The 20,888-nt window shown below is 71.8% G+C and carries 24 protein-coding genes; 20 read left to right on the forward strand and 4 right to left on the reverse strand.

What is annotated here, in order from left to right; all coding sequences use genetic code 11:
* The first annotated feature begins 38 nt into the window (after positions 1-38).
* The 4 genes from FB388_RS35820 to FB388_RS35835 all read left to right on the forward strand — a co-directional run bounded on the left by FB388_RS35820 (position 39) and on the right by FB388_RS35835 (position 2,993).
* On the forward strand, positions 39-647 hold the full coding sequence (locus FB388_RS35820; protein ID WP_142107098.1) for a sulfite oxidase-like oxidoreductase: 609 nt from the start codon (positions 39-41) through the stop codon (positions 645-647).
* On the forward strand, positions 617-1,399 hold the full coding sequence (locus FB388_RS35825) for a ferredoxin reductase (RefSeq protein ID WP_142107099.1): 783 nt from the start codon (positions 617-619) through the stop codon (positions 1,397-1,399). The genes FB388_RS35820 and FB388_RS35825 overlap by 31 nt, the downstream gene beginning before the upstream one ends.
* Positions 1,350-1,634, forward strand: a complete 285-nt coding sequence (locus tag FB388_RS35830) for a DUF6510 family protein (protein ID WP_142107100.1) — start codon at positions 1,350-1,352, stop codon at positions 1,632-1,634. The genes FB388_RS35825 and FB388_RS35830 overlap by 50 nt, the downstream gene beginning before the upstream one ends.
* A gap of 141 nt (positions 1,635-1,775) precedes the next feature.
* Positions 1,776-2,993 (forward strand): epoxide hydrolase family protein, encoded by a 1,218-nt coding sequence (locus FB388_RS35835; RefSeq protein WP_142107101.1) that lies wholly within the window; start codon positions 1,776-1,778, stop codon positions 2,991-2,993.
* Positions 2,994-3,397: 404 nt separating this feature from the next.
* On the opposite strand, the gene FB388_RS35840 is transcribed toward FB388_RS35835, so the two are convergent.
* Positions 3,398-4,678: an adenylosuccinate synthase gene (locus tag FB388_RS35840; protein ID WP_142107102.1), complete on the reverse strand. Its 1,281-nt coding sequence runs from the start codon at positions 4,676-4,678 to the stop codon at positions 3,398-3,400.
* 169 nt (positions 4,679-4,847) lie between these two features.
* Here FB388_RS35840 and FB388_RS35845 point away from each other — a divergent pair, with 169 nt between their 5' ends.
* The 6 genes from FB388_RS35845 to urtE all read left to right on the forward strand — a co-directional run bounded on the left by FB388_RS35845 (position 4,848) and on the right by urtE (position 10,443).
* Positions 4,848-5,459, forward strand: coding sequence for a hypothetical protein (locus tag FB388_RS35845; RefSeq protein WP_170226031.1), 612 nt, complete (start codon positions 4,848-4,850; stop codon positions 5,457-5,459).
* Between the two features lie 138 nt (positions 5,460-5,597).
* Complete coding sequence (gene urtA, locus FB388_RS35850) at positions 5,598-6,857, forward strand: urea ABC transporter substrate-binding protein (protein ID WP_211362436.1); 1,260 nt, start codon at positions 5,598-5,600, stop codon at positions 6,855-6,857.
* A 1-nt stretch (position 6,858) separates the two neighbouring features.
* Positions 6,859-7,743 (forward strand): urea ABC transporter permease subunit UrtB, encoded by an 885-nt coding sequence (urtB, locus tag FB388_RS35855; protein WP_142107103.1) that lies wholly within the window; start codon positions 6,859-6,861, stop codon positions 7,741-7,743.
* Entirely contained in the window at positions 7,740-8,813 is a 1,074-nt protein-coding gene (gene urtC / locus FB388_RS35860; RefSeq protein ID WP_142107104.1) for an urea ABC transporter permease subunit UrtC, read from the forward strand. The genes urtB and urtC overlap by 4 nt, the downstream gene beginning before the upstream one ends.
* The gene (gene urtD, locus FB388_RS35865; RefSeq protein WP_142107105.1) at positions 8,813-9,586 is read left to right on the forward strand and encodes an urea ABC transporter ATP-binding protein UrtD; all 774 of its coding nucleotides are present in this window, start codon (positions 8,813-8,815) and stop codon (positions 9,584-9,586) included. The genes urtC and urtD overlap by 1 nt, the downstream gene beginning before the upstream one ends.
* A gap of 173 nt (positions 9,587-9,759) precedes the next feature.
* Positions 9,760-10,443 (forward strand): urea ABC transporter ATP-binding subunit UrtE, encoded by a 684-nt coding sequence (gene urtE, locus FB388_RS35870; protein WP_246122700.1) that lies wholly within the window; start codon positions 9,760-9,762, stop codon positions 10,441-10,443.
* Here the strand turns inward: urtE and FB388_RS35875 are convergent.
* Positions 10,440-10,889: a nitroreductase/quinone reductase family protein gene (locus FB388_RS35875; RefSeq protein WP_142107107.1), complete on the reverse strand. Its 450-nt coding sequence runs from the start codon at positions 10,887-10,889 to the stop codon at positions 10,440-10,442. The two genes, urtE and FB388_RS35875, sit on opposite strands and share 4 nt — an antisense overlap.
* Before the next feature lie 87 nt (positions 10,890-10,976).
* Here FB388_RS35875 and FB388_RS35880 point away from each other — a divergent pair, with 87 nt between their 5' ends.
* On the forward strand, positions 10,977-11,600 hold the full coding sequence (locus FB388_RS35880) for a TetR family transcriptional regulator (RefSeq protein ID WP_142107108.1): 624 nt from the start codon (positions 10,977-10,979) through the stop codon (positions 11,598-11,600).
* On the opposite strand, the gene FB388_RS35885 is transcribed toward FB388_RS35880, so the two are convergent.
* Positions 11,597-12,190, reverse strand: coding sequence for a hypothetical protein (locus FB388_RS35885; protein WP_142107109.1), 594 nt, complete (start codon positions 12,188-12,190; stop codon positions 11,597-11,599). The genes FB388_RS35880 and FB388_RS35885 overlap by 4 nt on opposite strands.
* Positions 12,191-12,429: 239 nt before the next feature.
* Between FB388_RS35885 and FB388_RS35890 the strand changes: the two genes are divergently transcribed.
* The 9 genes from FB388_RS35890 to FB388_RS35930 all read left to right on the forward strand — a co-directional run bounded on the left by FB388_RS35890 (position 12,430) and on the right by FB388_RS35930 (position 20,158).
* On the forward strand, positions 12,430-12,732 hold the full coding sequence (locus FB388_RS35890) for an urease subunit gamma (protein WP_142107110.1): 303 nt from the start codon (positions 12,430-12,432) through the stop codon (positions 12,730-12,732).
* Complete coding sequence (locus FB388_RS35895) at positions 12,732-13,070, forward strand: urease subunit beta (RefSeq protein WP_142107111.1); 339 nt, start codon at positions 12,732-12,734, stop codon at positions 13,068-13,070. Before FB388_RS35890 ends, FB388_RS35895 begins: the two co-directional genes overlap by 1 nt.
* Before the next feature lie 163 nt (positions 13,071-13,233).
* Positions 13,234-14,949 carry an urease subunit alpha gene (locus FB388_RS35900; RefSeq protein ID WP_142107112.1) on the forward strand — a complete coding sequence of 572 codons (1,716 nt, stop codon included), beginning with the start codon at positions 13,234-13,236 and terminating at the stop codon, positions 14,947-14,949.
* A complete protein-coding gene (locus tag FB388_RS35905) occupies positions 14,949-15,626 on the forward strand; it encodes an urease accessory protein UreF (protein ID WP_142107113.1) in 678 nt (225 codons plus the stop codon). Before FB388_RS35900 ends, FB388_RS35905 begins: the two co-directional genes overlap by 1 nt.
* Positions 15,616-16,323: an urease accessory protein UreG gene (gene ureG / locus FB388_RS35910; RefSeq protein ID WP_142107114.1), complete on the forward strand. Its 708-nt coding sequence runs from the start codon at positions 15,616-15,618 to the stop codon at positions 16,321-16,323. The genes FB388_RS35905 and ureG overlap by 11 nt, the downstream gene beginning before the upstream one ends.
* On the forward strand, positions 16,323-17,102 hold the full coding sequence (locus FB388_RS35915; RefSeq protein WP_142107115.1) for an urease accessory protein UreD: 780 nt from the start codon (positions 16,323-16,325) through the stop codon (positions 17,100-17,102). Before ureG ends, FB388_RS35915 begins: the two co-directional genes overlap by 1 nt.
* 4 nt (positions 17,103-17,106) lie before the next feature.
* Positions 17,107-17,844 carry a GntR family transcriptional regulator gene (locus tag FB388_RS35920; protein ID WP_142107116.1) on the forward strand — a complete coding sequence of 246 codons (738 nt, stop codon included), beginning with the start codon at positions 17,107-17,109 and terminating at the stop codon, positions 17,842-17,844.
* Positions 17,845-17,852: 8 nt separating this feature from the next.
* The gene (locus FB388_RS35925) at positions 17,853-18,599 is read left to right on the forward strand and encodes an aspartate/glutamate racemase family protein (RefSeq protein ID WP_142107117.1); all 747 of its coding nucleotides are present in this window, start codon (positions 17,853-17,855) and stop codon (positions 18,597-18,599) included.
* A 119-nt stretch (positions 18,600-18,718) separates the two neighbouring features.
* Entirely contained in the window at positions 18,719-20,158 is a 1,440-nt protein-coding gene (locus tag FB388_RS35930; RefSeq protein WP_142107118.1) for an NCS1 family nucleobase:cation symporter-1, read from the forward strand.
* A gap of 51 nt (positions 20,159-20,209) precedes the next feature.
* Here FB388_RS35930 and FB388_RS35935 read toward each other — a convergent pair whose 3' ends face one another.
* The gene (locus FB388_RS35935) at positions 20,210-20,872 is read right to left on the reverse strand and encodes a lysophospholipid acyltransferase family protein (protein ID WP_142107119.1); all 663 of its coding nucleotides are present in this window, start codon (positions 20,870-20,872) and stop codon (positions 20,210-20,212) included.
* Positions 20,873-20,888: the final 16 nt, after the last annotated feature.

Consider the following 20,888-nt stretch of genomic DNA (forward strand, 5'->3'; position numbering starts at 1 on the left):
CGCCATGACGGGGTGCCGACCGAAGCAGGGTGGGAAGCATGGGTTTCGTCTCGCGCGGGTTCGTCGGTCGGCCGGAGGGCCGCGAGCGCACGGGGCTGCTGCCTCCGGGGCAGTACGACATCGGAGGCGGCTTCCCGGTGCTGTCCGCCGGTCCGACGCCACGCACGTCCTTGGAGGACTGGGACTTCACGATCACCGGCGAGGTCGATGAGCCCGAGCGGCTCACGTGGCAGGCGTTCCAGGATCTGCCGCACGAAGAGGTCACCGTCGACATCCACTGTGTGACGAAGTGGTCGAAGTTCGGGACGACCTGGAGCGGCGTCTCCCTCGACACCCTTCTCGATCGGGTCGAGACCTCGGCGGACTACCTGCTGGCCTTCTGCGACGGCGGCTACACCACGAACCTCCCGATCGAGGACGTCACCGACGGCCGGGCCTGGATGGTCGACCGGTACGACGGTGAGCCGCTGGAGGCCCACCACGGTGGCCCGGCCCGGTTGCTCGTGCCGCACCTGTACTTCTGGAAGTCGGCGAAGTGGGTGCGTGGCCTTCAGCTGGCGAGCGTCGACGAACCCGGCTTCTGGGAGTCGCTGGGGTACCACATCTACGGTGACCCGTGGCGCGAACAGCGGTACGCAGGCGACTGAGGTGGCGGCTCGCGACCGTCGCCACGAACACCTCCGAGGCCCGCGCCGTCCACCGGTTGTCGCTGCAGATCGACGACTGGGACGGACACCTGCCGGGACAGCACGTCGACGTCCGTCTGACCGCGCCGGACGGGTACCAGGCACAGCGCAGCTACTCCATCGCCTCGGCACCCGAGAGCCCGACCGTGGACCTGGTGGTGCAGCGGCTCGACGACGGGGAGGTCTCCCCGTATCTCACCGACGGCCTCCGAGCGGGCGACCGGTTGGAACTGCGCGGACCGATCGGCGGCTACTTCGTGTGGCATGCCGAGCTCGACGCGCCGCTGCAGCTGGTGGCCGGGGGATCTGGGATCGCACCGTTCCTGGCGATGCTGGATCACCACGCCGCAACGGGGTCCGGGGCGCCGGCCCGGCTCCTGTACTCGGCACGAACCCTCGACGACGTGATCGGCCGCGCACGCCTGGAGCAGCACAGCGCACGCGGCATCGGCGTCACGATCGCCCTGACCCGCCAACAGCCGCCGGGGTGGGCAGGCCTGAGCGGGCGGCTCACGCCGCAGACCATCCGCGAGCACGTCTGGCCGGTCGACCAGCTGCCGAACATCTTCGTCTGCGGCGCCACCACGTTCGTCGAGGCAGTGGCGGACAGCCTCGTCGAGGCAGGCCATCCAGCAGCCGCCATCAGGATCGAACGATTCGGGGATGTGGAAGGAGCGGGCCGTGATTCCGGAGTCCCGACGACTCGACGGTAACGCCGCCGCAGGTCGGCTGTCCGACGTGTTCGTGTTCGATGCGACCGCCGCACGGACCCGGTGCGCGGGTTGCGGCATGACAGCACCGCTGGCGGTGTACCACGTGTACGCCGACGCCCCGGGCATGGTGGTCCGCTGCCCCACCTGCGAGGCGATGGTCATGCGGATCGCTCAGACGCCGGGGCACACGTGGCTGGACATGAGCGGCGTCGCCGCGCTCGACATAAGCACCTGAAGGCGTCGTGGTCCTCCCGCCGCGCAGCGAACAGCCGGTCACGCCCATGACAGCGGGCGTGGCACCGCGATCACAACCTCAGCCCCGCCCACCACCCGCGCAGCGACGGGCGAGGCACCCCTTCTCCCATCGGAGGTCATCATGACGAGCACCACCGCCCCGAAGACCGACCGGACCGCGGTCCGTCCGTTCGAGGTCCACGTCCCGGAGGAGCAGCTCGCCGAGCTCCGCCGCCGCATCGCCGCGACGCGCTTGCCCTCCAGGGAGCTGGTCACGGATCGCTCGCAGGGCGTGCAGCTGGCGACGGTCCATGAGCTCGCCCGTTACTGGGCGACCGAGTACGACTGGCGTGCGTGCGAGGCGAGGCTGAACGCGCTGCCGCAGTTCAAGACGGAGATCGACGGGGTCGACATCCACTTCGTCCACGTGCGGTCGCCGCATCAGGACGCGTTGCCGCTGATCATGACTCATGGCTGGCCCGGCTCGGTGATCGAGCTGCTGGAGACCGTGGGCCCGCTGACCGACCCGACCGCTCACGGCGGCACCCCGGAGGACGCGTTCCACCTGGTGTTGCCGTCCTTGCCCGGCTACGGCTTCTCCGGCGAGCCGACCGAGCTCGGCTGGGACTCCGGCCGCGTCGCGCGCGCGTGGGCGGAGCTGATGGACCGCCTCGGGTACACGCACTACGTCGCCCAGGGGGGCGACGTGGGCGCCAGCGTGACCGACGCCATGGGCCGCCAAGGACCCGAGGGGCTGCTCGGCATCCACGTCAACCTGCTCGCGGGGGCGCTCGCCATCAAGGATCAACTGCCGGCGGAGTCCGCCGAGGAACGCGCGGCGCTCGACGGGCTCAACACGTTCACGACGGACGGCTTCGCCTACTTCCTGGAGCAGTCCACCCGGCCGCAGACGATCGGCTACTCCCTGCTGGACTCGCCCATCGGGCTCGCCGTCTGGATGCTCGACCACGACACGGACAGCTACTACAAGATCTCCCGCGCGTTCGTCGACGGGGAGCCCGTCGGCAGTCTCACCCGGGAGTCCGTCGTCGACAACATCACGCTGTACTGGCTGACGGGCACCGGCGCCTCGGCCGCCCGGTGGTACTGGGAGTTCGGCCGGTTCGTGGCCGCAGCCCACGCGGCAGGCCAGGCGCCTCCGGCCGTCTCGGTTCCGGTCGGCTTCACGACGTTCCCGGGCGAGATCTGGGCTGCCCCGCGCAGCTGGGTCGAGGCGGTCTACCCCGACCCCGCCTACTTCAACGAGGTCGGCAAGGGCGGCCACTTCGCCGCGTGGGAGGAGCCCGAGCTGTTCGCGACCGAGGTCCGGGCGGCGTTCGCGCCGCTTCGCCGGCTGTAGGCGACGGAGCAGCGGACCCCGCACCACGGCCCCCGTTCGGCGATCAGCAACGGCGTCGTTGCGCTCGGTGTGTGAGCGGCTGCGGTGCGGACATCGCTTCACGTTCGCCCTGGTCACCGTGGTCACACACGCGGTCACGCACCGCCGATCGGGTCGAAAACGGCGGCTGTTGGCCCTATTGTCCCTCCGTGGACCGCGCCAGGAATCGATCAGACGCGGCCGTTTGGATCATCGCTCCGCTGCTCGCCGGCGCCGTGGCCGCCGCTGCCGGGGTGATGCTGCTCGGCTGGCCGCACCGGCCACCGCTGCCCGGTCAGGCGGGCGCGGTGGCCGCGGTGGCGCTGGCGTTCGTGGCGGTGATGCTCGTCTTCGCACCGGCCGCGCTGGCCCGCCGACGAAGGGCGTCAGACGTCGCGGGTGATCGTCTGCTCGCGGCCGGGGCCGACCCCGATCGCGCTGACGGGCGCCCCGGTGAGCTCTTCGATCCGCTCCACGTAGGCCCGCGCGGTGGCCGGCAGGTCGTCGAAGGTGCGGCAGGCCGAGAGGTCCTCGAACCAACCGGGTAGCTCCTCGTAGACCGGCTGCGCGTGGTGCACGTCGGTCTGGGTCATCGGCATGTCGTCGACGCGACGGCCGTCGACCTCGTAGCCGACGCAGATCGGCACCGTCTCCAGCCCGGAGAGCACGTCGAGCTTGGTGAGGAAGAAGTCGGTGATGCCGTTGACGCGCGCCGCGTAGCGGCCGATCACGGCGTCGAACCAGCCGCAGCGGCGCGGGCGTCCGGTGGTGACCCCCACCTCGCCGCCGACCTTGCGCAGGTGCTCGCCCATCGCGTCGAGCAGCTCGGTCGGGAACGGGCCCGAGCCGACGCGGGTGGTGTAGGCCTTGAGGATCCCGATCACCCGCGTGATCTTGTTGGGACCGATCCCCGAGCCGACGGCCGCGCCGCCCGCCGTCGGGTTCGAGCTGGTGACGAACGGGTAGGTGCCGTGGTCGACGTCGAGCAGGGTGCCCTGCGACCCCTCCAGCAGCACGGTCTCCCCGGTTTCCAGGGCCTTGTTGAGCAGCAGGCGGGTGTCGGCGATCCGGTCGGCGAACTTGCGCCCGTGCTCGAGCACGGTGTCCACGACCTCGTCGACCTGCAGCGCGCGCCGGTTGTAGACCTTGACGAGCACCTGGTTCTTGAAGTCGAGGGCGGCCTCGACCTTCTGGTGCAGGATCTTCTCGTCGAGCACGTCCGCCACGCGGACCCCGACGCGGGCCACCTTGTCCTGGTAGGCCGGGCCGATGCCGCGGCCGGTGGTGCCGATCTTGGCCTTGCCCAGGAACCGCTCGGTGACCTTGTCGATCGCCACGTGGTACGGCATGATCAAGTGCGCATCCGCGCTGATCAGAAGGTTGCTCGTGTCCACACCGCGCGCCTCGAGGCCGGAGAGCTCGTCGAGCAGCACCCCCGGGTCCACCACCACGCCGTTGCCGATCACGTTCTTGACGCCCGGCGTGAGGATCCCGGACGGGATGAGGTGCAGGGCGAAGTCCTGACCGTTCGGCAGCACCACGGTGTGGCCCGCGTTGTTGCCACCCTGGTAACGAACCACCCACTGGACCTGGCTACCGAGGATGTCGGTGGCCTTGCCCTTGCCTTCGTCGCCCCATTGGGCGCCGATCAGCACGATCGCCGGCATGTGAAACTCCAGTCCTGGCCGCACCTCAACCGCGGCGGGGAAGGGTAACCGATCAGTGAGCCCGATCGATTCGGACGTGGTGCTGCTGAACTGCTCCGATGAGGGGCAGGCCCGGCGGCTCCCCGTGCACGGTAGTCGCCCTGGTGGTCCGCTCGCTGCCCTCACCGCCGTGGTCTTGCCCGCTCGCCCCGGCCGCAGCGACCTCGACCCGGTACTCGCCGAGCACACCCCGCGCCGGGTCGTGGTCGCCGGCACCGACGCCGACCTCGCCGCCGTGCTGCTGCGGCTGCTGCGCACCGAGCGGCTGGACGTCGAGGTCGCGTACCTGCCCGCGCACCGCTCGCCCGCCACCACCGCATGGGGACTGCCCACGGGGAAGGCGGCGGCGGCGCTGGCCGTGGCGGGGACCGCATCCGCGGTGCCGCTCGTGCGCGACGACACCGGCGGCGTGCTCGTGGGCCGCGGGGAGATCCGCGACGTACGCGGTGAGTGCTACTGCGACGAGACCCTCGTGCTGCGGGGGCAGGCCCGCAGGCTCGTCGTCGCCCCGGGCCCGGACGGGATCGCCGTGCGGGCCGGGTGGGGTGGCCGGGCACCGGACGGGCGCATGCGACCGGTCCCCGCCCGCGCACCCAAGGGCGCAGGGTCCGCGCTGGGCCGGGCGGTCCAGGTGGGCTGCGAGCCGGCGATCGTGGTGGCGGACGGCGTACCGCACCCCCGTCCGGTTCCCCGGAGGACCTGGTATCGGCACACGGCCGACTGGCTGCTCGTCCGCCCCTGATCGGGCGAGCGAGGTCACAGCGAGTGAGACCAGGACACACCGTGTTCACCTGAGCTGATCACGCGCGAAACATCACGTTCCTACGTTCGGCCGAGGGCCGGAGCACGGCGGCCCCGTGACCCCTCGGAAGGAACACCTGTGACCACCTCTCGATCTCGCCGAGCCATCGGGGCCGCGGCCCTGCTGACCGCCGGCCTGGTGCTGTCCGCCTGCGGGGCCCGCGTCGACGCCGCAGGAGCGGGCGCGCCTGCCGCCGCGCCGTCCTGCGTCGACACGTCCGGCAACGAGATCAAGGTCGGGTTCCTCAACTCGCGCTCCGGCACGATGGCGATCAGCGAGAAGACCGTCTACGACTCGCTCTCGCTCGCCGCCGAGCAGATCAACGCCGCGGGCGGGGTGCTGGGCAAGCAGCTGGAGATCGTGGCGGAGGACGGCGCGTCGGAGCCCACGATCTTCGCCGAGAAGGCGCAGAAGCTGATCCGCAGCGACTGCGTAGCCGCCGTGTTCGGCGGCTGGACCTCCTCGTCGCGCAAGGCGATGCTGCCGGTGTTCGAGAGCAACAACTCGCTGCTCTTCTACCCCGTGCAGTACGAGGGCCTGGAGTCGTCGAAGAACATCTTCTACACCGGAGCCACCACGAACCAGCAGATCATCCCGGCGCTGGACTACCTGAAGGAGCAGGGCGTCACGAGCCTGTTCCTCGTGGGCAGCGACTACGTGTTCCCGCAGACCGCCAACAAGATCATCAAGGCGTACGGTGCCGCGAACGGCATCGAGATCAAGGGCGAGGAGTACGCCCCGCTCGGGCACACCGACTTCGCCACGATCGTCTCGAAGGTCCGCGACGCAGGCGCCGGCGCGGTGTTCAACACCCTCAACGGCGACTCGAACGTCGCGTTCTTCAAGGAGTACCGGAACCTCGGCCTGACGCCCGCCACCATGCCGGTGATCAGCGTGTCGATCGCCGAGGAGGAGGTCGGCGGCATCGGCGTGGACAACATCGTCGGCCAGCCGGTGGCCTGGAACTACTACCAGACGATCGACTCACCCACGAACAAGCAGTTCGTCGACGCCTTCAAGGCCGAGTACGGCGCGAACCGCGTGACGTCCGACCCGATGGAGGCGGCGTACACGTCGCTGTTCCTGTGGAAGGGCATGGTCGAGAAGGCCGGCTCGTTCGACGTCGCCGCCGTGCAGGCGGCAGCCGGCGGTGTCAGCTACGACGCCCCGGAGGGCACGGTCACCGTCAACGGCGAGAACCACCACATCGCCAAGACCGCACTCATCGGCAAGATCGGCGCGGACGGCCTCATCCACACCGAGTGGACCTCCGGCCAGCCGATCGAGCCCGACCCCTACCTCAAGACCTACCCGTGGGCCTCCGGGCTCGCGAGCTGACGTGGACGTCCTCGTCACCCAGGTCTTCAACGGCCTGTCCGGCGGCTCGATCCTGCTCCTCGCCGCGCTCGGCCTCGCGCTGACGTTCGGTCAGATGGGCGTGATCAACATGGCGCACGGCGAGTTCATCATGGCCGGCGCCTACACCGCGTACGTCATGCAGAACGTGCTGGGCGCCGCCGGACTGTCGCTGCTGGTGTCGCTGCCGATCGCGTTCGCGGTGGGCGGCGTCCTCGGGGTGGTGCTTGAGGCCACTCTGCTGCGGCGGATGTACCACCGGCCACTGGACACGCTGCTCGTCACGTGGGGCGTCTCGCTGGTGCTGCAGCAGCTCGCGCGGGACGTCTTCGGCACGGCGGGCGTCGACGTCCCGGCGCCCGCCTGGCTCTCCGGGCCGGTCGAGGTGCTCGGGTTCTCCTTCCCGCGCACCCGGCTGTTCATCCTGCTGCTGGCCGTGGCGGCGTTCCTCGCGCTCGCCGCTGCGCTGCGCTACACCGCGCTGGGGCGGCGGATCCGCGCCACCGTGCAGAACCGGCCGCTCGCGGAGACCTCCGGGATCTCCACCCGCGCCACCGACCGGCTGACCTTCTTCATCGGGTCGGGGCTCGCGGGCGTCGCGGGGGTGGCGCTCACGCTGATGGGCTCGATCTCGCCCAACCTCGGCACGTCCTACATCGTCGACGCGTTCCTCGTGGTCGTCGTCGGCGGGATCGGCCAGATCAGGGGCGCGGTGATCGCCGCGTTCCTGCTCGGAGTGGCGCAGAGCTGGATCGAGTACTCGACCACGGCGTCGATCGCGAAGGTGCTGGTGTTCGCGCTGATCGTCGCGTTCCTGCAGGTACGACCCCAGGGGATCTTCACGGTGCGCACGCGGAGCCTTGCATGAACCGGCGCTGGGTCCTGCCGGCGGCGTTCGCGGTGGCGGCCGTGCTGCTGTTCGTCGTGGCCCCGCTCGCGCTCAGCCCGTTCCGGCTCGACCAGCTCGGCCGCTACCTCTGCTTCGCGATCGTCGCGGTCGGGATCGGGCTGGCCTGGGGCCGCGGCGGGATGTTGACGCTCGGCCAGGGCGTGTTCTTCGGGATGGGCGCCTACCTGATGGCGATGCACCTGAAGCTCGCCGACGCCGGGCCGGGCGGCACGCCCGACTTCATGGCGCTCATCTCGTCGGACGGCGTGCCGTGGTGGTGGGAGCCGTTCCGCTCCGAGATCGTCACACTGCTCGCGATCCTGCTGCTGCCCGCGGCCGTGGCAGCCGTGCTCGGGCTCGCGACGTTCCGGCGCAAGGTCCGCGGGGCGTACTTCGCGATCCTGTCCCAGGCACTCGCCGCGGCCTTCGCGATCCTGCTGGTCGGCAACCCGACCGGCACCGGCGGGTCCACCGGCCTGTCCGGCTTCCGCGGCTTCTTCGGGTTCGCGCTGTCGGACCCGGCCAACCGCCTCGTGCTGTTCTGCACGGCCGCGGGCGTGCTGCTGCTGATGCTCGCGCTCGTCCGCCAGCTCATGGTGAGCCGCTACGGCGAGCTGCTGGTGGCCTGCCGCGACGCCGAGGAGCGGGTGCGGTTCCTCGGCTACGACCCGGCCAACGTCAAGACAGTCGCGTTCGTGGTTGCGGCGTTCATGGCGGGCATCGCCGGGGCGCTGTTCGTGCCGATCGTCGGCATCGTCTCGCCCAACGACGTCGGCATCGTGCCGTCGATCGGGATGCTCATCGGCGTCGCGATCGGTGGCCGCTCCACGCTCTTCGGGCCGGCGCTCGGCGCGATCGCCGTGGCATGGGCGGGCAGCGCGCTCTCCGAGCAGTTCCCGTCGGGCTGGACCTACGTCCAGGGCCTGCTGTTCATGCTCGTGATCGCCTTCCTGCCCGGTGGCCTCGCGTCGCTGGCCTGGCGGCGGGTGCGGCCCACCGCTCCCGCGCCCTCCGCGCAGCCGGTTCCGGCCCCCTCGGGAGGCAGCTGATGCAGCAGGATTACCTGGAGATCTCCGGGCTCACCGTCAGCTTCGACGGGTTCGTCGCAGTGGACGGCGTGAACCTCTCGGTGCTGCCCGGCGACCTGCGGTTCCTCATCGGGCCCAACGGCGCGGGCAAGACCACGCTCATCGACGCCGTGTCCGGGCTCGTGCCTGCCACGGGGTCGGTGCGCTACGGCGGGCACGAGCTCACCGGCCGGAAGGTGCACCGGATCGCCCGGCTCGGCGTGGGGCGGACGTTCCAGACCGCCACGGTGTTCGAGGAGCTCACCGTTCTGCAGAACCTCGACATCGCCGCCGGGCACCGACGCGGCCCGCTCACGCTGGTTCGGCGCCGCAAGGGCATCCCGGAGGAGGTCGAACGGGCCCTGGAGACGGTCGGGCTCGCGGAGCTGGTCGACGCCCCCGCCGGGGTGCTCGCCCACGGCCAGAAGCAGTGGCTCGAGATCGGCATGCTCCTCGTGCAGGACGCCCGGCTGCTCATGCTCGACGAGCCCGTTGCGGGCATGAGCGCGGAGGAGAAGGACGAGACCGGCCGGCTGCTGCAGCGCATCGGCGCCGACCGCACCGTCGTGGTGGTGGAGCACGACATGGACTTCATGCGCTCCTTCGCCAACTCCGTGACGGTGCTGCACGCCGGGAAGGTGCTCGCCGAGGGCAGCGTCCGCGAGGTGCAGGCCGACCCACGGGTGCAGGAGGTCTACCTCGGACCCGGCCACCACTCGCAGGCCGAGGTCGAGACGGTCCTCGGAGAGGTGTAAGTGTCCCCCGTCGGGTGCCCGCCACATATCTCGACGGCCCAGCTTCCCGCTGGCCGCACCGGCGAGCCGGCCGAGTATGTCCAATACGAGGCCGATCCGCCGGCACACCCAGCGGAAAGCTGGATCCGCCGATATACGCAACGGACACCCGACGGGGGACACTCATGTTGACCATGACCGACGTCGAGGTCGGCTACGGCCGCACCTCGGTGATCCACGGCGTCACCATCGAGGTGCCCGCGGACGGGGTCGTCGCAGTGATGGGCCACAACGGCGCAGGCAAGACCACCCTGCTGCGCGCGGCCGTCGGGCTGCTGCCGACGCGGTCCGGCCGGATCACGCTGGACGGCGAGGACGTCACCGGCACCCAGCCCCACCAGCGGGTTCGGCGCGGACTGGCGTACGTGCCGCAGGGGCAGCAGTCGTTCGGGCAGCTGACGACGCTGGAGAACCTGCAGGTCGTCGCCGACACCAAGCCACGGGGAACGGGCCTGATCGACGAGGCGCTCGACCTGTTCCCCGCCCTGAAGGATCTGCTCGGCCGCCGCGCGGGCCTGCTGTCGGGCGGGCAGCGCCAGCAGCTCGCCATCGCCCGTGCGCTGATCACGCAGCCGCGGATGCTCATCCTCGACGAGCCCACCGAAGGCATCCAGCCCTCCGTCGTGGCGGAGATCGAGCAGGCGATCCTCGGGCTCACCCGCCGCGGCGGCCTGTCGGTGCTGCTGGTCGAGCAGCACGTGGGCTTCGCCCTCGACGCCGCGAACCACTACTACGTGCTCGCATCGGGCCGGGTGACGGCGGAGGGCCGCGGCGGCACCGACTCCGTCACCGACGTGCGGTCGGCTATGGCGATCTAGGCGGGTTCGAGGACGACGACCGGGATCTCGCGGTCGGTGTAGGTCGCGTAGGCCGCATAGGGCCGGTAGACCTGCACGAGCCGGCCCCACAGCCGCTCGCGTTCCTCCCCTTCCGCCACCCGCGGCCGCACCCGGCGACGCACGCCGCCCGGCAGTTCGACCTCCGTCACGGGCATCGACATGAGGTTGTGGAACCAGGCCGGGTGCGTGTCGGTGCCCCCTTTCGACCCCACGACGACCAGGTTCGGGGCGTCGTCCAGGTAGATCAGGGGGTTGGTGCGCGCGACGCCCGACCTGCGGCCAACGTGGTCGAGCAGCAGGACGGGTGCGCCGCGGAAGGTCCCGCCGACGCGGCCGCCGGTCCACCGGAAGAGGACCCGGTTCAGGCGGGCGCCTTGGCGGTGCAGCTTCCAGAACGGGGACGAGGCAGACGGGGCCTTGGGCATGACCCGGATACTGTCATGAAGTGACAGTTGGCAGCAAGTGACACATGGCGCTTGGTGTCGGGATCGCGCTCGGCGTACGGTGCCCCGGTGAGTGGTTCCGGGCTTCGGGAACGCAAGAAGCAGCGAACGCGCGAGGCCCTGACCGACGCCGCCTGCACGCTGTTCGCGCGCCAGGGAGTCGAGAGCACCACCGTCGAGCAGATCGCCGCGGCCATCGACGTCTCGCCGCGGACATTCTTCCGCTACTTCCCCTCGAAGGAGGACGTCGCCGTCTCGGTGCTGGACCAGCAGCTCACCGAGGTGATCCGCGCGCTGGAGGCACGCCCACCCGGGGAGTCGGTGCTCACGGCGTTGCGCCGGGCCGTCGTCGGGACGGTGCGCGCGCACGAGGACGCAGGGTCGGGAGACGGCGGGATCCGCCTCCGGAGCGTCCGCGCACTGCTGCTCAGCAGCCCCACCGTGCGGGCGGCGTCGCTGCACCGGGGAGCGCTGCGCAGCGGCGAGATGGCACGCCTGCTCGCGGTGCGGATGGGCGTCGACCCGGTCCGCGACGGACGGCCGCAGCTGGTGGCGTCGATCGTGCTGTGCGCGCTCGAGGCAGCGGTGGCCGAGTGGCAGGTCCACCGTCCGGACGCGCCCCTCTCGAACCTGCTCGAGGAGGCGTTCGACCTGCTGGCGGGGGGTCTGGACTACCCGTCTGCCACGGCCTAACCGACGAAGCTCCTGATCAGATCGCGCACCGGGCCTGCGTCGATCCCGCGGTTCTCCAGCTCATCGACGACGGCGTCGGCCACCGCGGCCGCACCCTGCGCCGCGACCTGTGGACCCGCCTGCGCGATCTCGCTCTCGACGTTCTGCCGCAGCACCGAGCCGCCGTACCAGAGGCCCATCACGAGCGCGGCGACCGGCAGCAGCAGGGACGCGGCGAGCCCGAGCCCGGCGAGGGCCTTGGGGCGGGCGACCACGAGGGCGATCAGGGCGAGCAGGAACACCACGAGGGCGCCGAGCAGCACCCCGCCCAGGCTCAGCACCTGGCCGCCTGCGCCGCCGAGCGCACCGCCGGAGGTGATGCGGATGGAGGCGAGCGTCTCGTAGGTCAGGTAGTACGTCAGCGCCGACACGGCCAGGGCCAGTAGCAGCACCAGGCCGGAGAAGACCTGCCCGCGCCTGCGCGGCCGCCCGGACGAGTGGTCGTCCTCGTAGTCGTCGGCGGGGCGGGGGCGCGCCACGGGGCTTCGGGGGATCTCCGCGCGCACGGTCGGTATCGGCGCGGTGGGGAGGAACGCCGTCCTGTCGTGCATCGCCGGAGGCGGGGCCGCGGGGTGCGGAGCAGTCGGGTAAGGAGCTGCCGGGTAGGGAGCTGTCGGTTGGGGAGCAGCATCGAAACGGGGCGGGCCCCACTGCGTTGGCTCGCTCATCACCAGACCCTCTCACGATCGGGTGACCGGCGCGCGGTGCAGGTGCATCCGCCGGGTCACCGCGGCCGCTGCAGAAACATGATCGAAGCATCCGAGTAACAAACCGCGGTGAGGATGGCGCCATGCACCTGAGCCCCCAGGAGCGCGACAAGCTGCTCGTCCACGTCGCGGCCGACGTCGCACGGGCCCGCAAGGCGCGCGGGCTGCGGATGAACTACCCCGAGGCGGTCGCGCTGATCACCGACCACGTGCTGGAGGGCGCGCGCGACGGGCGCACCGTCGGGGAGCTCATGTCGAGCGGACGAGAAGTGCTCACGAAGGACGAGGTGCTCGACGGCGTGGGCGAGATGCTCGACTCGGTGCAGGTCGAGGCCACCTTCCCGGACGGCACCAAGCTCGTCACCGTCCACAGCCCGATCGTCTGATGGCGGGCGCAACGTCGGGCGGCCCCGGCGAGATCATCCCCGGCGACGGGGCGGTGCCCCTCAACCCCGGCCGGGACCGCGTCACCGTCGTCGTCACGAACGCTGCCGACCGGCCCGTCCAGGTCGGCTCGCACTACCACTTCGCCGCGGTGAACCCCGGTCTCGAGTTCGACCGGGCCGCCGCGTGGGGCCGGCACCTCGACATCCCCGCCGGCACGTCCGTGCGCTTCGAACCCGGCGTGGAGCGGGAGGTCGTGCTCGTGCCGCTCGCCGGTGCCCGCCGGGTGCCCGGCCTGCGCTCCGAGTACGCCGGTTCGCTCGACGAGAGGGGCCCCTAGTGCCCCCCACCGGAAGTCCGCCACATATCTCGACGGCCCAGCTTCCTGCTGGCCGCACCGGCGGGCCGCCCGAGTATGTCCAATACGAGGCCGGCCCGCCGGCACACCCAGCAGAAAGCTGGATCCGCCGATATACGCAACGGACTCCCGGTGGGGGGCACTAGTGACGTCCATCGAACGCTCCCGCTACATCGACCTGTTCGGCCCGACGGTCGGGGACCGCATCCGGCTGGCCGACACGAACCTGCTGATCGAGGTCACGGAGGACCGCAGCCGCGGTGCGGCGTCCGGTGACGAGGTGCTGTTCGGCGGCGGCAAGGTGATCCGCGAGTCGATGGGCCAGTCCACGCGCACCAGCGCGGAGGGCGCCCCGGACCTCGTGATCACCGGCGCCGTCGTGCTCGACCACTGGGGCGTCGTCAAGGCGGACGTCGGCATCCGCGACGGGCGGATCGTCGGCATCGGCAAGGCCGGCAACCCGGACACGATGGACGGCGTCGACGAGGCGCTCGTCATCGGCCCGTCCACCGAGGTGATCGCCGGGAACGGGAAGATCCTCACGGCGGGCGGCATCGACTGCCACGTCCACTTCATCACCCCGGGGCTGGTCGACACCGCGCTCGCCGCGGGTCTCACCACCCTCGCAGGCGGTGGCACCGGCCCGGCCGAGGGCACCAAGGCCACCACGGTGACGCCCGGCCCCCGCGCGATCGGCCGGATGCTGCAGGCCCTCGACCAGCAGCCGATCAACGTGCTGCTGATGGGGAAGGGCAACACCACCAGCGCAGATGCCCTCTGGGAGCAGCTGCGGGCCGGGGCGGGCGGGTTCAAGCTGCACGAGGACTGGGGCACCACCCCGGCCGCCATCGACGCCTGCCTGCGCGTGGCCGACGAGTCCGGCGTGCAGGTGGCGATCCACACCGACACGCTCAACGAGGCGGGCTTCCTCCAGTCGACGCTGGCCGCGATCGGCGGCCGCTCGATCAACGCCTTCCACACCGAGGGCGCGGGCGGCGGGCACGCCCCGGACATCATCGAGGTGGTCGGGCAGGCCAACGTGCTGCCGTCGTCGACCAACCCGACGCGCCCGCACACGATCAACACCATCGACGAGCACCTCGACATGCTGATGGTCTGCCACCACCTCAACCCCGGGGTGCCGGAGGACCTGGCGTTCGCCGAGAGCCGCATCCGGCCCAGCACGATCGCGGCCGAGGACTTCCTGCACGACATGGGCGCCATCTCGATGATGAGCTCGGACTCGCAGGCCATGGGCCGCATCGGCGAGGTCATCATCCGGACCTGGCAGACCGCGCACGTCATGAAGGCCGCGCGCGGCGCGCTGCCCGGCGACGGCCGCGCCGACAACGTGCGGGCCCGGCGCTACGTCGCGAAGTACACGATCAACCCGGCGCTCGCGCACGGCATGGCCGACGAGATCGGCTCGGTCGAGACCGGCAAGCTGGCCGACCTGGTGCTGTGGGAGCCCAAGTTCTTCGGCGTACGCCCCGCGCTCGTGCTCAAGGGCGGCTTCATCGCGTGGGCGCAGATGGGCGACGCCAACGCCTCGATCCCGACGCCGCAGCCGGTGCTGCCGCGCCCGATGTTCGGCGCCGCGCCGCTCGTCGCGGCCGAGACGAGCCGGAACTTCGTGGCCGCCGCCGCGCTCGACGCCGGGCTGGACCACCTGCGGCTCAGCAAGCCCGCGCTCGCGGTCGCCGACACCCGCTCGGTGTCGAAGGCGGACATGGTCGGCAACGACGCCACGCCCGAGGTAAAGGTCGACCCCGACTCGTTCGCGGTGCGCATCGACGGCGAGCTGGTCGAACCCGCCCCGGTGTCGGAGCTGCCGATGGCACAGCGCTACTTCCTGTTCTGATGGGTTCCCTGGCCGCTCTCACCCTCGCCGACGCCCGTTTCCCCGGCGGCGGGCACGTGCACTCGGGTGGGCTGGAGGAGGCCGTGGCCCGGGGGCTCGTCACCGGGGTCGGTGACCTCGGGTCGTTCCTGGCCGGGCGGCTGCGGACGGCGGGCCTCGTGGCAGCCGCGTTCGCCGCGGCCGCCGTCGAGTCGGCGAACGGGCGCGGGGCTCCCTGGCCGGTGCTCGACGCCGAACTGGACGCCCGCACGCCCGCCGCAGCTCAGCGTGACGCGTCCCGGGCGCAGGGCCGGGCCGCCCTGCGCGCGGCGCGCGTGGCCTGGCCGTCGCCCGTGCTGGACGCGCTGGTGGCGGCGAACCCCCGCCCGCACCACCCCCTGCTGGTCGGCGCCGTGGTCGGGATCGACGGCGGCAGCCCGGCCGAGGCCGCGCAGTGCGCCGCCTACCTCGCGGTGAGCGGGCCGGCGTCGGCCGCCGTGCGGCTGCTCGGCCTGGACCCGTTCGCGGTCAACGCCGCGGTCGTCGCGCTGCGCCCGGTGCTCGACGCGGTGGTCGCCGAGGCCGCAGGCCCGCGCCCGGCCGACCGGCTGCCGGCACCCGGTGCGCCAGTGCTCGACCTCATGGCCCAGGCCCACGTCCGTCACCATCGAGAGCAGGTGCGTCTCTTTGTCAGCTAGTCACGGCCACGGTCACGACCACCTGATCAGCTTCGACCCCGCCGAGTCGGAGCCGGACCTGCACGAACCGGTTGAGCCGCGCGGTCGCGCGGTGCGGATCGGCATCGGCGGGCCCGTCGGCAGCGGCAAGACCGCGCTGGTGGCGGCCCTGGCGCGCGCGCTGGGCGAGCGGCTGAACCTCGCGGTCGTCACCAACGACATCTACACCACCGAGGACGCCGACTTCCTCCGCCGGAACGCGGTGCTCGCACCCGAGCGGATCGAGGCCGTGCAGACCGGCTGCTGCCCGCACACCGCGATCCGCGACGACATCACCGCCAACCTGGACGCGATCGAGCTGCTCGAGGAGCGGTTCGGCGACCTGGACCTGGTGCTCGTGGAGAGCGGCGGCGACAACCTCACCGCGGTGTTCAGCCGCGGGCTGGTGGACCGGCAGATCTTCGTCGTCGACGTGGCGGGCGGGGACAAGGTGCCGCGCAAGGGTGGGCCGGGCGTCACCACCGCCGACCTGCTCGTGATCAACAAGATCGACCTCGCCGCGCTCGTCGGCGCCGACCTGGGCGTCATGACCTCCGACGCCCATCGGATGCGCGGCGAGCTGCCGGTGATCGCGCAGTCGCTGGTGGACGACCCGGCCGCGAGCGACGTCGCCGAGTGGGTGCTCGCGCAGGTCGCGTCCGTCCGCGCCCCCGTCTAGTGCGCGCGAGGGCGCGGGTCGTCGCCGAGTGCGGCGCGGACGGGCGCAGCGTCGTGCGCGAGCTGCGGTCGCAGGCGCCGCTGGCGCTGCTGCCCCAGCGGGGCGCTGCGTCCGCGCGCTCACCGGCCACCACCGTGCACATGGTCGGTTCGGCCACGAGCCCGCTCGGCGGCGACGACGTCGCACTCGACGTCGAGGTCGGGCCGGGTGCCGACCTCGTGCTCACCGGGGTGGCCGCAACACTGGCGCTGCCCGGGCAGGCGGGCAGGCCGAGCCGCCTCGTGATCCGGTTGCTGGTGGCCGACGGCGCCGGCCTGCAGTTCCTCCCGGAGCCGACCGTGGTCACCCGGCGGGCCGACCACCACGGCGAGCTGCACGTCGAGCTGGGTGCAGGAGCGCGGCTGCGCTGCCGGGAGGTGCTGGTGGCGGGGCGCAGCGGGGAGCCGCCCGGGCGGTTCCGCGGGCTCGTTCGCGTGACGGACGGGGCGCGGCCGCTGCTCGTGCAGGAGCAGGAGCTGGGCGATCCTGAGCTCCAGTCCTCGGCCGCGCACCTGGCCGGACGGCGGGTGCTGGGCACCGAGGTCCTCGTCTGGGACGAGGACCCCGCCGACGGCCTGGCGGGTGACTGGTGGTCGCTCAACCGGCTGCCCGGCCGGGGCTGCCTGGCCACCGCCGTCGGGAGCGACGCGGTCTCGGCGCAGCGCGCGCTGGCCGACGCCGTGGCCGCCCACCCGGGCTGGTCGGCGACGGTGCTCGGCGCTGCCGCGGCCGTACGGTGAGGCGATGAGCGTTCGACGCCGGCTGCCGGACGACTCCGCCCGGCGGAGCGCAGCGGAGGCGGACGTCACCGCGTTCGTGGCGGAGCTGGCCCGCTCCCGCCGCACCGGCGCGCCGGAGGCGGTGCTCGGCGAGCTGCGCCGCGTGATCCTCGCCGGCGACGCCCCTCCCGGCCTCGCGATCCCCTGCGACGAGGTGGCCGCGCTGTTCGAGGTCAGCGTGATCCCGGTCCGCGAGGCGCTCAAGACCCTGGTCGGTGAGGGTCTCGTCGAGCACCGGCGGCGCGGCGGCTACACGGTGGCGTGCCTGACCCCGGCCGAGCTCGACGAGCTGTACGTGGTGCGCGGCGTACTGGAACAGGCCGCGCTGGCCGCGGCCGTCGCACAGGCGGACGGCGAGGACCACGCCCGGGCCCGGGAGGCCCACGACGCGCTCGCCGCCGCCATCGAGGACGGCGACGCGCGGCGCTACAACCGCGAGAGCCGCCGGTTCCACCTCGCGCTGGTCGCCCCGGCGGGCATGCACCGGTTGCAGGCGATGCTGGAGTCGGCGTGGAACCTCACCGAGCCGTACCAGCCGATGGCTCAGGTGCCGCCGCACGTACGCCGGGCCCTGCACGAGGAGCACGCGCGGATGCTGGAGGCGTTCGTCGAGCGCGATGCGGCGACGCTGCGCGAGCAGGCCGCTCGCCATCACGAGCACCTGCGCGCGACGATCTCCACGCATGCCCCGGAGTCGACGTAGGAGCGAGCTTGCGGATCCTCGTGATCAACCCCAACACCACGGCGGCGATGACCGCCACCATCGAGGCCAGCGCGGTGGCCTCGGCGAGCCCGGGTACGAAGGTCACCGCGGTGACGCCTGCGATGGGGCCGGTCTCGATCGAGAGCCACTACGACGAGGCGCTCGCCGTGCCCGGCCTGCTGGCCGAGATCGCGCGCGCCGAGGCGGAGGGATCCGCCGACGGCTACGTGATCGCCTGCTTCGGCGACCCGGGGCTGGACGCCGCGCGCGAGCTCGCGCGCGGCCCGGTGGTCGGCATCGCCGAGGCCGCGATGCGCACCGCCGCCTACCTCGGGCGCGGGTTCAGCGTGGTCACCACGCTCAACCGCACGCGCGGCCGGGCCGAGGACCTCGCCGCGCACTACGGCCTCGCGCGGTTCTGCCGCCGCGTGCGGGCCTGCGACATCGGCGTGCTCGCGCTCGAGGAGCCCGGCGCGCGGGAGACCGTGCTCGCCGAGTGTCGACGGGCCGTGGTCGAGGACGGCTCGGACGCCGTGGTGCTGGGCTGCGCGGGCATGGCCGAGCTCTGCAAGGAGATCAGTGCGGAGATCGGCGTGCCCGTGGTGGACGGGGTGGCGGCCGCCACGCGGACGGTGGAAACGCTGGTGGCGCTCGGGCTGCGCACGGGCGACCGCGGCGAGTTCGCCCGGCCACCCGCGAAGCCCTACACCGGCCTGCTGCGAGATTTCCAGGTCGGTTCGCCAATTATAAGTTGAGATTTGTTTCCTGCGGCGCAATACGGCGTGAATCATCTCCGCAAGGCCCACTGACGCGCCGGGACGTCGCTTACCGTCCCGAGCGGGATCGAATCCGGACCACTGCTGCGGGAGGCGCGATGACCGATTCCCTCATCCACGACGAGGCGGAACTGCGCCCTCCGTACGACGACCGGCTCACCAACGAGGATCTCGCACCGCTTCGCGAGCAGCGCTGGGGCTCCTACAACTTCTTCGCGTTCTGGATGTCCGACGTGCACAGCGTCGGCGGGTACGTCACGGCGGGCAGCCTGTTCGCACTCGGCCTGGCCGCATGGCAGGTGCTGGTGGCGCTGCTGATCGGGATCACGATCGTCTACTGGCTGTGCAACCTGGTCGCGCGGCCGAGCCAGGCCACCGGCACCCCGTACCCCGTGATCTCCCGGGTGGCGTTCGGCGTGCTCGGCGCGAACGTCCCGGCGATCATCCGTGGGCTCATCGCCGTGGCGTGGTACGGGATCCAGACCTACCTCGCGTCGGCGTCGCTCGTGGTCGTCGCGTTGAAGCTGTGGCCGGGCCTCGCGCCGTACGCCGACGTCGCGACGCACGGGTTCGCCGGCCTCTCCCTGCTCGGCTGGGGCGCGTTCCTCGCGATGTGGGTGCTGCAGGCCGCGGTGTTCTGGAACGGCATGGAGGCCATCCGCAAGTTCATCGACTTCTGCGGCCCTGCGGTTTACGTGGTGATGTTCCTGCTCGCCGGTTACCTCGTGATGGAGGCGGGTTGGGGCGCGATCGACCTGGACCTGGTCGACGTCACGATCACCGGTTGGGCCTCGGTCCCGGTGATGCTCACCGCCATCGCGCTCGTGGTGAGCTACTTCTCCGGCCCGATGCTCAACTACGGCGACTTCGCCCGCTACGGCCGCTCGTTCGCCGCCGTCAAGCGGGGCAACTTCCTCGGGCTCCCGGTGAACTTCCTGGCGTTCGCCCTGCTCACCGTCGTCACCACCGCGGCGACCATGCCCGTCTTCGGTGAGCTGATCACCGACCCCGTGGAGACGGTCGCGCGCCTGGACAACACCTACGCCGTGGTGCTGGGCGCGCTGACCTTCATGATCGCGACGATCGGCATCAACATCGTCGCCAACTTCGTCTCGCCCGCATTCGACTTCTCCAACGTCGCACCGCAGAAGATCAGCTGGCGGATGGGCGGGATGATCGCGGCGGTCGGCTCCGTGCTGATCACGCCGTGGAACCTCTACTCCAGCCCCGAGGTCATCCACTACACCCTCGACACGCTCGGCGCCTTCATCGGCCCGCTTTACGGGGTGCTCATCGCCGACTACTACCTCGTGAAGAAGCGCCAGGTCGTGGTCGACGAGCTGTACACGATGCGCCCGGACGGCGCCTACCACTACCGCAAGGGCTACAACCCGGCGGCGATCGTCGCCACCGCGGTCGGCGCGACGGTCGCCATGCTCGTGGTGTTCCTCGGCTCGGCCGACGTGGCCGCGTTCAGCTGGTTCATCGGCGCGGGCCTCGCGTTCGGCGGGCACCTGGCGCTCTCCCGCAAGCGATGAACCCCCCGCAGGTCGAGCGGGGCGCCTGCCCCGCTCGACCACCTGGACGGGCTAGGCGGCGGGGCGCTCGTGGTAGGTGTCGACGTACTCCTGGTGCGACAGCCGCGCGATCGCGTCCATCACCTCGTCGGTGGCAGCGCGGCGGATCGCGCTGGAGCCCTCGAGGCCCTCGTACCGGCTGAAGTCGAGCGGCTGCCCGAACCGGACGACCACCCGGTGCAGCCGGGGCAACCGCTTGCCCACCGGCTGCACCCGCTCGGTGCCGATCAGCCCGACCGGCACGACGGGTGCGCCGGTGGCGAGCGCCAGGCTGGCCACGCCGGTGTGCCCGCGGTGCAGCCGGCCGTCCAGCGAGCGCGTGCCCTCCGGGTAGATCGCGAACGCGCCGCCCGCGTCGAGGACCTCGCGTGCCGCGTGCAGGGCGGCCAGCCCGGCCTTCGCGTTCGCGCGGTCGACGGGCACGTACCCCAGTGCCGACAGGAACGACGCCAGCGCACGCCCCCGCAGCCCCTTGCCGACGAAGTACTCCGCCTTGCCCAGGAACGACACCGGCCGCCCGGCCGTCAACGCGATCACCGCGGTGTCGACGGCGGCGCGGTGGTTGGATGCCAGGATCACGGGACCCTCCCGCGGCACGAACTCCGCACCGTGCACCACCGGGCGGTAGATGAACCGGGCGAGTGGGGCGAGCAACCAGCGCACGAGCAGATGCACGGGCGAGGAACGTCGA

The organism is Pseudonocardia cypriaca (assembly GCF_006717045.1).
In the GTDB taxonomy this organism is placed as follows: domain Bacteria; phylum Actinomycetota; class Actinomycetes; order Mycobacteriales; family Pseudonocardiaceae; genus Pseudonocardia; species Pseudonocardia cypriaca.

What these genes read in the sequence shown, in the direction of transcription:
- FB388_RS35895 (WP_142107111.1), top strand. Translation starts at nt 12,732, where the DNA reads ATGGCGGGCGCAACGTCGGGCGGCCCCGGCGAGATCATCCCCGGCGAC.
- FB388_RS35820 (WP_142107098.1), top strand. Translation starts at nt 39, where the DNA reads ATGGGTTTCGTCTCGCGCGGGTTCGTCGGTCGGCCGGAGGGCCGCGAG.
- FB388_RS35875 (WP_142107107.1), bottom strand. Translation starts at nt 10,889, where the DNA reads ATGCCCAAGGCCCCGTCTGCCTCGTCCCCGTTCTGGAAGCTGCACCGC.
- FB388_RS35885 (WP_142107109.1), bottom strand. Translation starts at nt 12,190, where the DNA reads ATGCACGACAGGACGGCGTTCCTCCCCACCGCGCCGATACCGACCGTG.
- urtE (WP_246122700.1), top strand. Translation starts at nt 9,760, where the DNA reads ATGACCGACGTCGAGGTCGGCTACGGCCGCACCTCGGTGATCCACGGC.
- FB388_RS35830 (WP_142107100.1), top strand. Translation starts at nt 1,350, where the DNA reads ATGTGGAAGGAGCGGGCCGTGATTCCGGAGTCCCGACGACTCGACGGT.
- FB388_RS35905 (WP_142107113.1), top strand. Translation starts at nt 14,949, where the DNA reads ATGGGTTCCCTGGCCGCTCTCACCCTCGCCGACGCCCGTTTCCCCGGC.
- FB388_RS35840 (WP_142107102.1), bottom strand. Translation starts at nt 4,678, where the DNA reads ATGCCGGCGATCGTGCTGATCGGCGCCCAATGGGGCGACGAAGGCAAG.
- FB388_RS35890 (WP_142107110.1), top strand. Translation starts at nt 12,430, where the DNA reads ATGCACCTGAGCCCCCAGGAGCGCGACAAGCTGCTCGTCCACGTCGCG.
- urtD (WP_142107105.1), top strand. Translation starts at nt 8,813, where the DNA reads ATGCAGCAGGATTACCTGGAGATCTCCGGGCTCACCGTCAGCTTCGAC.
- FB388_RS35930 (WP_142107118.1), top strand. Translation starts at nt 18,719, where the DNA reads ATGACCGATTCCCTCATCCACGACGAGGCGGAACTGCGCCCTCCGTAC.
- FB388_RS35920 (WP_142107116.1), top strand. Translation starts at nt 17,107, where the DNA reads ATGAGCGTTCGACGCCGGCTGCCGGACGACTCCGCCCGGCGGAGCGCA.
- urtC (WP_142107104.1), top strand. Translation starts at nt 7,740, where the DNA reads ATGAACCGGCGCTGGGTCCTGCCGGCGGCGTTCGCGGTGGCGGCCGTG.
- FB388_RS35835 (WP_142107101.1), top strand. Translation starts at nt 1,776, where the DNA reads ATGACGAGCACCACCGCCCCGAAGACCGACCGGACCGCGGTCCGTCCG.